Raw genomic sequence first — 11816 nt, 5'->3', positions numbered from 1 at the left:
TTGTAACTCCAGCTAACTTTGTTTGATTCGTTTGTCGGGAATGGGGAATTGGGAATCGGGAATGGGAAGTCAAAAGCCTTTGCTTTTGTCGACTCTCTATTCTCGATTCCCCATTCCCGGCTTAAACCGCCGCGGCGCCGCCGACGATTTCGGAGATTTCCTGCGTGATCGCAGCCTGGCGGGCCTTGTTGTAGACCAGCTTCAGGGTGTCGATCAGCTTGCCGGCGTTGTCGCTGGCCGCCTTCATCGCCACCATGCGGGCGGCGTGCTCGGACGCGACGTTCTCCAGCACCGCCTGGTACACCAGCGACTCGATGTAGCGCGTCAGCACGTGCTCCAGCACGGTCTTCGCATCGGGCTCGTAGATGTAGTCCCAGTCGTGGTGGGCGACCTGCGTTTCCGGCTCCGGCAGCGGCAGCAGCTGATCGAACGCCGCGCGCTGGGTCATGGTGTTGACGAAGTCGTTGTAGGTCAGATAGACGCGATCGATGTTGCCGGCGCTGTACGCGTCCAGCATCACCTTGATCACGCCGACCAGCTGCTCCAGGTGCGGCTTGTCGCCCAGGTGGGTGACCGAGGCCAGCATGTTGACCTTGATCCGGCGGAAGAACACCGAGGCCTTCTGGCCGATGGTGACCACGTCGACCTCGACGCCCTGCTCCTGCCACTTGCGCATTTCGCCCAGCAGCTTGCGGAACAGGTTGTTGTTGAGGCCGCCGGCCAGGCCGCGGTCTGAGGAGACGATGATGTAACCGACGCGCTTGGTTTCCTTGCGCTCGATCATGTACGGATGCTGGTAGTCGGAATTGGCCTGGGCCAGGTGGCCGATCACCTGCTTCATCACCCGCGCATACGGCCGCGAGGTCTTCATGCGCTCCTGCGCCTTGCGGATCTTGGAGGCCGAGACCATCTCGAGCGCGCGCGTCACCTTGCGGGTGTTCTGCACGCTCTTGATCTTCGTCTTGATTTCGCGTCCGCCTGCCATTTACTCGCTCCGCTCGCGGGATTCGGGATTCGGGATTCGGGATTCGGCAAAGCCGCCCCGAGTCCCGCTCCTACGAATCCCTAATGCCTAATCCCGAATCCCAGCTCTTACCAGGTCCCGGTCTGCTTGAACTCTTCGATGCCCTTCTTGAAGGCGCCTTCGATTTCGTCGTCCCAGGCGCCGGTGTTGTTGATCTTGCTGATCAGCTCGCCGGCGGTGTTGGTGAAGTGCGCGTGCAGGGCTTCCTCGAACGCGCCGATCTTGTTGACCGGCACTTCGTCCATGTAGCCCTTGTCGACCGCGTAGATCGACAGCGACTGCAGCGCGATCGACATCGGCGCGTACTGCTTCTGCTTCATCAGCTCGGTGACGCGCTGACCGCGCTCGAGCTGCTTGCGGGTGGCTTCGTCCAGGTCCGAGGCGAACTGCGCAAACGCGGCCAGCTCGCGGTACTGGGCCAGGGCGATACGGATGCCGCCCGACAGCTTCTTGACGATCTTGGTCTGCGCGGCGCCGCCGACGCGGGACACCGAGATGCCGGCGTTCACGGCCGGGCGGATGCCGGCGTTGAACAGGTCGGTTTCCAGGAAGATCTGGCCGTCGGTGATCGAGATCACGTTGGTCGGAACGAACGCCGAAACGTCGCCGGCCTGGGTTTCGATGATCGGCAGCGCGGTCAGCGAACCGGTCTTGCCCTTCACCGCGCCGTTGGTGAACTTCTCGACGTACTCCTCGGACACGCGCGCGGCGCGCTCGAGCAGGCGGGAGTGCAGGTAGAACACGTCGCCGGGGTAGGCTTCGCGGCCCGGCGGACGCTTCAGCAGCAGCGAGATCTGGCGGTAGGCCACGGCCTGCTTGGACAGATCGTCGTACACGATCAGGGCGTCTTCGCCGCGGTCGAGGAAGTACTCGCCCATGGTGCAGCCGGAGTAGGCGCTGATGTACTGCATCGCGGCCGATTCGGACGCGGTCGCGGCGACCACGATGGTGTGGGCGAGCGCGCCGTTCTCTTCCAGCTTGCGCACGACGTTGGCGACCGAGCTGGCCTTCTGGCCGATCGCGACGTACACGCACTTAATGCCGGTGCCCTTCTGGTTGATGATCGCGTCGATCGCCATCGCGGTCTTGCCGGTCTGACGGTCGCCGATGATCAGCTCGCGCTGGCCGCGGCCGATCGGGATCATCGCGTCGACGGTCTTGTAACCGGTCTGGACCGGCTGGTCGACCGACTTACGCCAGATCACGCCCGGCGCGACGCGCTCCACCGGCGCGGTCAGCTTGGCGTCGATCGGGCCCTTGCCGTCGATCGGCTCGCCCAGGGCGTTGACCACGCGGCCGAGCAGCTCGTTGCCGACCGGCACTTCCAGGATGCGTGCGGTGGTCTTGGCCACGTCGCCTTCGCGCAGGTGCTCGTAGTCGCCCAGGACCACGGCGCCCACCGAGTCGCGCTCCAGGTTCAGCGCCAGTGCGTAGGTGTTGTTCGGCAGCTCGATCATTTCGCCCTGCATCACGTCGGCCAGGCCGTGGATGCGCACGATGCCGTCGGACACGGAGGTGACCGTGCCTTCGTTGCGCGCCTCGGCGGCCAGCTTGACCTTCTCGATGCGGGTCTTGATCAGTTCGCTGATTTCGGACGGGTTGAGCTGCGTGCTTGCCATGGGTGGTTCCCTTGTGCCCGGCGATGACGCCGGATTTGCAATTAAGTTCGTTCTGGTCGCCGGTCAGCCCGCGAGAGCGGTCTGCAGGCGCGCGAGCTTGCCCTTGAGCGAGCCATCGATGACCACGTCGCCCGCGTCGATCACGGCGCCGCCGATCAGCGACGCGTCGACCGCGGTCTCGAGCTCGACTTCGCGGCCGAAGCGCTTGGTCAGCGCGGCCTTGATCGATGCGAGCTCGGCCGCCGGCATTTCGCTGGCGGCGGTGACGCGCGCCTTGACGATGCGTTCGGCTTCGGCGCGCAGTTCCTCGAACATGCCCGCGATCTCCGGCAGCAACGGCAGCCGGCGGTTGTCCGCGAGCAGGCCGAGGAAGCGCAGGTAGGCTTCGTCGGCGCCGTCGATCGCGATCAGGCCGACGGCGTCGGCCGACGACAGGCGCGGGTGCGCGAGCAGCTCGTGCACCTGCGGGTCGGCGGCGATGCGCGCGGCCAGGGCGAGGCCCTGCGACCAGGCGGCGGAGCGACCGCCGTCGCGCGACAACGCGAACGCGGCGCGGGCGTACGGGCGGGCGAGTGTGAGGTTCTGGCTCATCAGCTTTGGGCTATCCGATCAGTGCGTTCGCGTCGCGCGCCGTTCAGAGCTGCGCGGCCAGATCTTCGAGCAGCGCCTTGTGGGCGTTGGCGTCGATCTCGCGCTTGAGCAGCTTCTCGGCACCGCTGACGGCCAGCGTCGACACCTGCTTGCGCAGGTCTTCGCGGGCACGCGTGGCGGCGGCGACGATTTCGGCATCGGCCAGCGCCTTTTGGCGCGTGGCTTCGACGACGGCATCGGTCTTGGCCTGGTCGATGATCTGATTGGCGCGCTGATGCGCCTGATCGATGATCTCGTTGGCCTTGGTACGAGCCTCGCGAAGTTCCGCATCGGCGCGTTCTTGCGCTTGGATGAGGTCCTTCTGACTACGCTCCGCCGCGGCCAGGCCTTCGGCGATCTTCTTTTGGCGTTCTTCGATTGCCGCGTTCAGCGGCGGCCAAATGAACTTCATCGTGAACCATACGAGGATCGCGAAGGAGAGCATCTGGCCGAAGAAAGTCATGTTGGGATTCATGACGGGTCCTCGACGTTGCGTGCGTTGGACCGGCTTGCGCCGGCCCGGCTGTGTCCGGTCCGCGCTGCGAAGCGCGGACCGAGACGGATCAGGCGGCCTGCTGCAGGACGCTGATCAGCGGGTTGGCGAACGCGAAGAACAGCGCCACGGCCAGGCCGATGATGAACGCGGCGTCGATCAGGCCGGCGAGCAGGAACATACGGCCCTGCAGCATCGGCACCAGCTCCGGCTGACGAGCGGCGGATTCGAGGAACTTCGAACCCATGATCGCGATGCCGAGGCAAGCGCCCAGAGCGCCGAGACCGATGATGATGCCGATCGCGATCGCGGTCAGACCCTGAACGTTGGCGATGAACTCCATGGTGCTTCTCCTGGTAGAGGTAGTGCTAAACGGTGAAGGGAAAACGAATTGGGGGTGCTGCTGGGTGACGCGCTTGAATCAATGGCTTTCGCGGGCGCCTGCGATGTAGACGACCGTGAGGATCATGAAGATGAAGGCCTGCAACAGGATGATCAGGATGTGGAAGATCGCCCAGGCGGCATTGGCGATCACGCCAGGCACGAAGGTGTAGATGCTGCCCATCAGACCGGCGATCAGCATGAACACCAGCTCGCCGCCGTACATGTTGCCGAACAGTCGCATCGCCAGCGAAACCGGCTTGACCAGCCATTCGATGATGTTCATCACCAGGTTGACCGGCACCAGCAGGATCTTCATGAAGCCGTGCGCGTGGAACGGCGCGGTCAGCAGCTCCTTGCCGAAGCCGACACCGCCCTTGGCGGAGATGGCGTGGCCGATCAGGATGAAGAACACCGAAGCCGACAGCGCGAACGTCGTATTGAGGTCGGCGGTGGGAACGGCGCGGAAATAGGTGTGGTGCGCGGCTTCGGCGCCGGCGGTGGTGTGGACCAGCCAGCCGAACAGATCCAGCGGCAGCAGGTCCATCGTGTTCATGAACACGACCCACATGAAGATGGTCAGCGCCAGCGGGGTCACCGTGCGGCGGTCGCCGTGGAAGGTGTCCTTGACCTGGCCGTCGATGAACTCGACGATCATCTCGACGAAGGCCTGACCCTTGCTGGGAACGCCGGCGGTGGCCTTGCGCGCAGCGAGGCCGAACCACAGCACGAACACCAGGCCCAGCGCCAACGCGACGACCCACGAGTCGAAGTGGAACTGGCCCCCGAACACCTCCGTGGTGTTGTGGGTCAGGTGGTGCTTGATGTATTCGTTCAGGCCGCCCGAACCGGTCTGTTCACTCACGAAAAGACACCTATCGTTTCAAAAGATTGGCCAGTACGAAGGCCAGCGTCGCCGCGAGCACCCCGACCAGCATTGGCAGCGGCGGCAACCGGAACGCGGCCAGACCCAGCCCGAGCACCAAGAACACCACCACCCACTTCAGCATGACTCCGGCCAGCAGGCGCCCGATGGCCGCCCCCGCCGGCTGCACGCCGCCCCCCAGCGCCATCCAGGCCGCCACAAACCCACCCGCGAAGACCGCGCCCCCGCCGACCGCCGCCGCTAGCGCGTAGCGCGCACCGAGGGGGAGGAAGGCCAGCGCGGTCAGCGCCGTCGCGCCGGCTTGCCAGGCAATCGCGCGCGACGCCAGCCGGCGGCCCGTGGACAAAGGATCGTGCACGCGGGTCTCGTCGGTCTGGGGTAGGCGCAAAGCGCCCGGTAGAGCCGCAAAAGTATAGAACGAGCCCGCGATTCGGGCAACCGCCGGGCGTCACGTCCGCGCGAGGCGCGGGGCCGGGGAAGTGGACGGTATCGCTGCATCTTCGGTCCATGCGCAGCACTCTACGCAGGCCGCGTAGGTCCTTGAATTACCTGGGAGGTCATGTACATGACGTATGCGCGCGCGGACGGGATCGCGATAGCCTGGACCTATCGAAACGCGCACGACTATCGATTTGACTTCGCGACCCGACCGTGCACAATTGAGAATAATTCTCATTTACAGGGCACCCCCATGACCAAGACCGTCAGCTTCGCCTGCGTGCATTTCACCGTCGCCTTCCTGGTCGGCTATCTGATGACCGGCAGCGTCTGGGTCGGCGGCGCCCTGGCCCTGGTCGAGCCGGCCTGCAATACCGTGGCCTTCCACCTCCATGAGAAGGTCTGGAAGCGCATCGAGCGCCGCCGGGCCGGGGCCGCGACCGCCGCCGTGGCGACTTGAAAAAATCGCGGAACCTTTCCGTCCAGGCCCGGTCAGTCTTAAAGAACGCCCTCCGCCACTCTCTCCTCGTCAATGGCAAAAGCAGCGGTGGGCTCCCCGAAGCCCCGGCCCCAGGCCGGGGCTTCGCCTTTTGTGACGATCATCACTTTTTATGAACCCGGCACTTTGAATCGTACGATTCAAACGCCTGCTTTCACGATCGTTGCACCGCGATTTCGGCATTGATGGATCCGCCGGCACCTTCTTTGTGCCGTGCCGGCTTTCCCCCGATCCGGAGTGCGACCAGTGAATCCCAAGACCCTGCCCCTGACGCTCGCGCTGGCCGCGGCCGGCGTCGCGTTCGCGCGCCCCGCGCATGCCATCGAAGACGACCGTTTCACCCTGCGCCTGGGCGCGATGCAAGTCGACGCGCAGAGCGAGTTGCGCGGCAGCACCGTGTTCGCCGGCCAGCCGTTCGAATTCAGCGAGGACTTCGACTTCGGCGGCGACGAAGTGGTGCCGCGGCTGGAAGGCCAGTTCCGCTTCAGCGAGCGCAACCGCCTGCTGTTCAATTACTTCGGCTACGACAAGGACCGCCGCGCCACGCTCGGCCAGGACCTGTCCTTCGACGACGTCACCATCCCCGCCGGCAGCTTCGCCAAAGCCAAGGCCAAGTTCGAACTGGCCAGCGTGATGTACGACTACGCGGTGGTCGAAACCGACACCGTCAGTCTCGGCCTGCAACTGGGCGTAGAGTACGCCAAGCTCGAGGGCAAGCTTTACGCCGAAGCCGGCGCGAACACTTACGAAAGCAGCTCCAGCGACGACGGCTATGCGCCGGTGGTCGGCGCGCGCCTGACCGTGGCGCCGAACGAGCACTGGCGCTTCGTCGCCCAGGGCCAGTACCTGGACGCGAGCTGGGGCAATTTCGACGATTACGAGGGCGACCTCAGCCGCGCCAACGCGCTGGTCGAGTACCGCTTCACGCCCAACGTCGGCGTGTTCGTCGGCTACGACTGGTTCAAGCTCGACGTCGACCAGAGCGGCAGCGACGGCGTGCTCGGCCTGGATCAGCGCTTCAAGGGCCCGATGGCGGGCGTGACCTTTGCGTTCTGATCGGCGCAAGCGGGATTCGTCGCGTCCAGGAACTGGCGCCTGCGACGCCGCTCTCCCCTCACCCTTAGCCCTCTCCCGCAAGCGGGAGAGGGAACGGGGCTCGTGAGATGCGGTAGCGAACGAACCATCGCGCCCGCGTGGCGCCGCACGACGATGCGGTTCGCCTAGGGCTCACCACATCCTACGGCCGGCGCCTTCGATTACCGTTGCCGTTGCAGTTGCAGTTGCCCCGGCATTGGAGTCCATAGCCCCGCACCCGTGCGAGCAGCCGTAGACCCGAAGGGCGGCGCGCAGGACGCGCGCCGTTTTTCGAATGGACAAGGATGTCCATTCGAAAAATCCACGCGCCAGCACCGAACCCGCAGGGGAGGTTTGGTCCCGCTAGCCCTTCTCTTTGGTTACTTTCTCTTGGGCTAGCAAGAGAAAGTGACCCGCACGCGCAGCGGGCGGAAGCCGTTGACCTTCGTGCCAACCAAGCAGAAGCAAGAGCAACAGCAAATCCCCCCAACCCGCCCGGCCAGCGCAATAGTCGGAGTTCGCGATCGCGGCTCACGCCGCTCCCACAGAAAGCCGAGCGGATCCGAAACCAGCGCCGCTACTACAGGGGCCCGGGCTGGAGAAAGTGACTCGTGGGGCAGCGGGCGGAAGCCGTTGATCTTCGGGCCAGCCCTGCGGAGCGAGAGAACAACCGCGGCCCTCCCAACACGCCCGGCCAGCGCAATAGTCGGAGTTCGCGATCGCGGCTCACGCCGCTCCCACAGAAAGCCGACCGGATCCGAAACCAGCACCGCGGCCGCGGTTCGCGGTCGCGGCTTGCGCCGCTCCTACAGACAGCGGCAGCAAGCCCGGAGTGGTCCGTACGACATGCAGCGAGGCCACGCTCGATCAGGACTTCTTCTTCGGAATGTACAAATCGGTGATCGTGCCCTCGTACACCTCGGCCGCCATCGCCACCGACTCGCTCAAGGTCGGATGCGGATGGATGGTGTGGCCGATGTCGGCCGCTTCGCAGCCCATTTCGATCGCCAGCGCCAGTTCCGAGATCAGATCGCCCGCGTGCACGCCGACGATGCCTGCGCCGATCACGCGGTGAGTGGCTTCGTCGAAGATCAGCTTGGTGAAGCCCTCGCTGCGGCCCAGGCCCAGCGCGCGCGCGCTGGCAGCCCAGGGGAACTTGCCGACGCCGACCTTCAGACCCTTGGCCTTGGCTTCGGTCTCGGTGACGCCGACCCAGGCGATTTCCGGATCGGTGTAGGCCACCGACGGAATCACCCGCGCGACCCACTCCTTCTTCTCGCCGGCGGCCACTTCGGCCGCGAGCTTGCCTTCGTGGGTGGCCTTGTGGGCGAGCATCGGGTTACCGACCAGGTCGCCGATGGCGAAGATGTGCGGCACATTGGTGCGCATCTGGCGATCGACCGGGATGAAGCCGCGCTCGCTGACCTGCACGCCGGCCTTGTCGGCGTCGAGCTTGCCGCCGTTGGGCGCGCGGCCCACCGCGACCAGCACGCGGTCGAACAGCTGCGCTTCCGGCGCGCTGCCGCCCGCGGCCGCGGGTTCGAACGAGACCTTGAGGCCCTGCTTGCTGGCCTCGGTGCCGGCGGCCTTGACCTTCAGGTGCACGGCCACGCCCTGCTTCTTCAGCCGGTCGGCCAGCGGCTTGACCAGGTCCGGATCGGCTCCCGGCATCAGCTGGTCCATGAACTCGACCACGGTGACTTCGCTGCCCAAGGCGCGGTACACCGTCGCCATCTCCAGGCCGATGATGCCGCCGCCGACGACCAACAGCTTCTTCGGGACTTCGGTGAGTTCCAGCGCGTCGGTGGAGTCCATCACGCGCGCATCGTCCCAGGGGAAACCCGGCAGCTTCACCGCCTGCGAACCGGCGGCGATGATGCATTGTTCGAAACGGATCAGCCGAGTGCCGCCCTCGCCCTGCACTTCCAGCTCGTTGGGCGAGACGAAACGGCCGGTGCCGGTGACCACGCGCACCTTGCGCTGCTTGGCCATGCCGGCCAGGCCCTTGGTGAACTGGCCGACCACCTTGTTCTGCTTGAAATCGCGCAGCTTGCCCAGATCGATCTTGGGCTTGCCGAAATCCAGGCCGATGTCGGCCGAATGCGAGGTTTCGTCGATCAGCGCGGCCGCGTGCAGCAGGGCCTTGGACGGAATGCAGCCGACGTTGAGGCAGACGCCGCCGAGGGTGGCGTAGCGTTCGACCAGAACCGTATCCAGGCCGAGGTCGGCGGCGCGGAACGCGGCGGTGTAGCCGCCGGGGCCGGAGCCGAGCACCAGCATGCGGCATTCGACATCGGCCTTGCGGCCGCTGGCGGCGGCGGCGCTGGGTGCGGGCGCGGCCGGCGCTGCAGGCACGGCCGGCGCGCTGGGCGCAGGCGCCGCTTCGGCGGCTTTCGCCGGCGCGGGGGCGGCGGCGGCGGGCGCGGCCTTGGCCTCGCTCTCGCCGGCGGCTTCCAGGATCGCGATCACCGTGCCTTCGGCGACCTTGTCGCCGAGCTTGACGCTGATCGACTTGATCACGCCGTCGGCCGACGAGGGCACTTCCATCGTCGCCTTGTCCGACTCCAGCGTGACCAGGCCCTGGTCCTTCTTGACCGTGTCGCCCACGGCGACCAGCAGCTCGATGACCGGTACGTCGTCGTAACCGCCGATGTCCGGGACTTTGACTTCAATCGTTGCCATTCGCTACTCCCGCGCCGCCGGCGGCATTGCCGGCCAGCCATTGGTCCAATTCGTCCAGTCGCGCCGACAGTTCGGCCCAGCGGCGCGCACGCCGCTCGTCGCCGTCGTCGGTCGCCTTGATCAGCAATTCGCGCTGCCGCATCAGCAGTTCGCCGGCGCCGCACTCGGGCAGCAGGCCGCTCACGCGCAGGCCGCCCACCATGAACAGCAGGGTGTCCTCGTCGTGGAAGGCGGCGGCGCGGTCTTCCGGCACCGTCGCGCTGAGCGCGCGGCGCCAGTCCGCGACCAGGCGCTTGGCCAGCGCGGCCGGCATCGGCACTTCGGCGATTTCCGGCTCCTGGTCGACGCGCATGCGCAGCGCGCCGCCGCTCCAGGCCGCGACGCGGTCCTCGGCCTCGGCGTAACGCAGGCGCCAGTCGGCATCGCCCTCGCCCGGAATCAGCAGCAGCCCGCTTTCGGCGCTGTAACGAGGCAGGGTGGTCAGGCTCAGGCTGGGCGTCGCACCGGCGGCGAACAGGCCTTCGACCGCATGGCCGTGGTTCTCGGTCGCCGGCGGCCAGCCGCGGCCGAGTTCGGGTTTGCATTCGTCCGCGGCGCGCGCCAGCGGGGATGCGAGCAGCAAGGCCATCAGGGCGAGCGCGGAAACGGACGTCGGTAAGGCGCGGGAGTCGCTCATGAGAACTGTCGGGATCCTGTTCAAGGCGTGGCCGGGGGAATCGCGGTGTTCTGGTCGTACACCAGGCGCCAGCCGTCGGCTTCTTGCGCCTGCGATTCGTACTTCAGCAAGGCGACGCCGATGTCGCCGGTTTCGCGCACCGGGCGCAGCGGCAAGCGCATGCGCGCGTCCGTATCGCGCCCATTGATCGCGGCCAGCCGCGCGTCGAGGGGGGCCTGCGGCGAACGCGACGATGCGGCATCCGCATGGACCACGGCCGACCACAGGCTGCCGGCGAGCAGCAGCCCGATCGCGCAGTGGCGAAGTCGATTCGGCATGGTCGCGCCCGACGCCGGTAGCCGTCGTCTTACAGCAGCACGCGCCGCATATCGCTCAGCAACTGGCCGAGGTATGCGGTGAAGCGCGCGGCGGCGGCGCCGTCGATGACGCGGTGGTCGTAGGACAGCGACAGCGGCAGGATCAGGCGCGGCGCGAACTGCTTGCCGTCCCAGACCGGCTTGGTCGCCGACTTGGACACGCCCAGGATCGCCACTTCCGGCGCGTTGACGATCGGAGTGAACGCGGTGCCGCCGATGCCGCCCAGCGAGCTGATCGAGAAGCAGCCGCCGCTCATGTCGGCCGGGCCGAGCTTGCCTTCGCGCGCCTTGGCGGCGAGTTCGCCGGTTTCCTTGGCGATCTGCAGCACGCCCTTCTTGTCGCAGTCGCGCACCACCGGCACCACCAGGCCGTTCGGGGTGTCGGCGGCGAAGCCGATGTGGAAGTACTTCTTCAGGGTCAGGTTCTCGCCCGAGGCGTCGAGCGAGGCGTTGAAGGTCGGGTACTTCTGCAGGGCGGCGACGCTGGCCTTCATCAGGAAGGCGAGCATGGTCAGCTTGAGGCCGGCCTTCTCGTTCTCCTTGTTCAGCGCCACGCGCAGCGCTTCCAGGTCGGTGATGTCGGCGTCGTCGTGCTGGGTGACGTGCGGGATCATCGCCCAGTTGCGCGCCAGGTTGGCGCCGGAGAGCTTCTGGATGCGCGACAGCGGCTTGGTTTCGGTCTCGCCGAACTTGCTGAAGTCGACCTTGGGCCAGGGCAGCAGGTTGAGGCCGCCGCCGAGCGAAGCCGCGGCGCCCGCAGCGGCCGGCGCGGCGCCGCCCTGCATCACGCCCTTGACGAAGGACTGCACGTCCTCCTTGGAAATGCGGCCGCCGCGGGCGCTGCCGGCGACCTGCGCCAGGTCGACGCCGAGTTCGCGCGCGAACAGGCGCACGGCGGGACTGGCGTAGGGGACCTTGTCCGGCAGCAGTTCGTCGGCGGTGAAGGCGACCGGCGGGGTGCGCGGCGGCATCGCCTCCGGGTCGGTGCCGGCACCGGCGCCGGCCAGGGCGGCCGGAGCCGCAGCGGCGGCCGGCGCGGGCGCAGCCGGCGCGGCGGG

At 66.8% G+C, this 11816-nt stretch carries 13 protein-coding genes; 2 read left to right on the top strand and 11 right to left on the bottom strand.

The window, feature by feature from the left end; translation table 11 throughout:
- Window positions 1-121: 121 nt before the first annotated feature.
- The 7 genes from atpG to V1318_RS16825 all read right to left on the bottom strand — a co-directional run bounded on the left by atpG (window position 122) and on the right by V1318_RS16825 (window position 5379).
- Window positions 122-985, bottom strand: a complete 864-nt coding sequence (gene atpG, locus V1318_RS16855; RefSeq protein ID WP_332940894.1) for a F0F1 ATP synthase subunit gamma — start codon at window positions 983-985, stop codon at window positions 122-124.
- Between the two features lie 107 nt (window positions 986-1092).
- On the bottom strand, window positions 1093-2643 hold the full coding sequence (gene atpA, locus V1318_RS16850) for a F0F1 ATP synthase subunit alpha (RefSeq protein ID WP_332940892.1): 1551 nt from the start codon (window positions 2641-2643) through the stop codon (window positions 1093-1095).
- 63 nt (window positions 2644-2706) lie between these two features.
- Complete coding sequence (locus V1318_RS16845) at window positions 2707-3234, bottom strand: F0F1 ATP synthase subunit delta (protein WP_332940891.1); 528 nt, start codon at window positions 3232-3234, stop codon at window positions 2707-2709.
- Between the two features lie 43 nt (window positions 3235-3277).
- Complete coding sequence (locus V1318_RS16840; RefSeq protein ID WP_332940890.1) at window positions 3278-3748, bottom strand: F0F1 ATP synthase subunit B; 471 nt, start codon at window positions 3746-3748, stop codon at window positions 3278-3280.
- Between the two features lie 88 nt (window positions 3749-3836).
- The gene (gene atpE, locus V1318_RS16835) at window positions 3837-4109 is read right to left on the bottom strand and encodes a F0F1 ATP synthase subunit C (RefSeq protein WP_055904408.1); all 273 of its coding nucleotides are present in this window, start codon (window positions 4107-4109) and stop codon (window positions 3837-3839) included.
- A 78-nt stretch (window positions 4110-4187) separates the two neighbouring features.
- On the bottom strand, window positions 4188-5012 hold the full coding sequence (atpB, locus tag V1318_RS16830; protein ID WP_332940889.1) for a F0F1 ATP synthase subunit A: 825 nt from the start codon (window positions 5010-5012) through the stop codon (window positions 4188-4190).
- A gap of 10 nt (window positions 5013-5022) precedes the next feature.
- Window positions 5023-5379: a hypothetical protein gene (locus V1318_RS16825; RefSeq protein ID WP_332940955.1), complete on the bottom strand. Its 357-nt coding sequence runs from the start codon at window positions 5377-5379 to the stop codon at window positions 5023-5025.
- 345 nt (window positions 5380-5724) lie between these two features.
- On the opposite strand from V1318_RS16825, the gene V1318_RS16820 reads away from it, so the two are divergent.
- Both V1318_RS16820 and V1318_RS16815 read left to right on the top strand, forming a co-directional pair.
- Window positions 5725-5931 (top strand): DUF2061 domain-containing protein, encoded by a 207-nt coding sequence (locus V1318_RS16820; protein ID WP_332940887.1) that lies wholly within the window; start codon window positions 5725-5727, stop codon window positions 5929-5931.
- A 276-nt stretch (window positions 5932-6207) separates the two neighbouring features.
- Window positions 6208-7026 carry a hypothetical protein gene (locus tag V1318_RS16815; RefSeq protein WP_332940886.1) on the top strand — a complete coding sequence of 273 codons (819 nt, stop codon included), beginning with the start codon at window positions 6208-6210 and terminating at the stop codon, window positions 7024-7026.
- An 885-nt stretch (window positions 7027-7911) separates the two neighbouring features.
- On the opposite strand, the gene lpdA is transcribed toward V1318_RS16815, so the two are convergent.
- From lpdA to V1318_RS16795, 4 genes are all read right to left on the bottom strand, one after another.
- Window positions 7912-9726, bottom strand: coding sequence for a dihydrolipoyl dehydrogenase (gene lpdA, locus V1318_RS16810; RefSeq protein WP_332940885.1), 1815 nt, complete (start codon window positions 9724-9726; stop codon window positions 7912-7914).
- Window positions 9713-10402 (bottom strand): hypothetical protein, encoded by a 690-nt coding sequence (locus V1318_RS16805; protein ID WP_332940884.1) that lies wholly within the window; start codon window positions 10400-10402, stop codon window positions 9713-9715. The genes lpdA and V1318_RS16805 overlap by 14 nt, the downstream gene beginning before the upstream one ends.
- A gap of 20 nt (window positions 10403-10422) precedes the next feature.
- Entirely contained in the window at window positions 10423-10719 is a 297-nt protein-coding gene (locus V1318_RS16800) for a hypothetical protein (RefSeq protein ID WP_332940883.1), read from the bottom strand.
- 29 nt (window positions 10720-10748) lie between these two features.
- On the bottom strand, window positions 10749-11816 hold a 1068-nt coding region (locus V1318_RS16795; RefSeq protein WP_332940882.1), incomplete at its 5' end, for a dihydrolipoyllysine-residue acetyltransferase.

The organism is Lysobacter sp. CCNWLW3, assembly GCF_036697405.1.
Classification (GTDB): Bacteria; Pseudomonadota; Gammaproteobacteria; order Xanthomonadales; family Xanthomonadaceae; genus Lysobacter.
This window is presented reverse-complemented; position numbering and strand designations above follow the sequence as displayed.

Bases quoted from the DNA above. Each gene is read 5' to 3' on its own strand.
- V1318_RS16840 (WP_332940890.1), bottom strand. From the start codon at position 3,748: ATGAATCCCAACATGACTTTCTTCGGCCAGATGCTCTCCTTCGCGATC.
- V1318_RS16845 (WP_332940891.1), bottom strand. From the start codon at position 3,234: ATGAGCCAGAACCTCACACTCGCCCGCCCGTACGCCCGCGCCGCGTTC.
- atpA (WP_332940892.1), bottom strand. From the start codon at position 2,643: ATGGCAAGCACGCAGCTCAACCCGTCCGAAATCAGCGAACTGATCAAG.
- atpE (WP_055904408.1), bottom strand. From the start codon at position 4,109: ATGGAGTTCATCGCCAACGTTCAGGGTCTGACCGCGATCGCGATCGGC.
- V1318_RS16820 (WP_332940887.1), top strand. From the start codon at position 5,725: ATGACCAAGACCGTCAGCTTCGCCTGCGTGCATTTCACCGTCGCCTTC.
- V1318_RS16800 (WP_332940883.1), bottom strand. From the start codon at position 10,719: ATGCCGAATCGACTTCGCCACTGCGCGATCGGGCTGCTGCTCGCCGGC.
- V1318_RS16805 (WP_332940884.1), bottom strand. From the start codon at position 10,402: ATGAGCGACTCCCGCGCCTTACCGACGTCCGTTTCCGCGCTCGCCCTG.
- lpdA (WP_332940885.1), bottom strand. From the start codon at position 9,726: ATGGCAACGATTGAAGTCAAAGTCCCGGACATCGGCGGTTACGACGAC.
- atpG (WP_332940894.1), bottom strand. From the start codon at position 985: ATGGCAGGCGGACGCGAAATCAAGACGAAGATCAAGAGCGTGCAGAAC.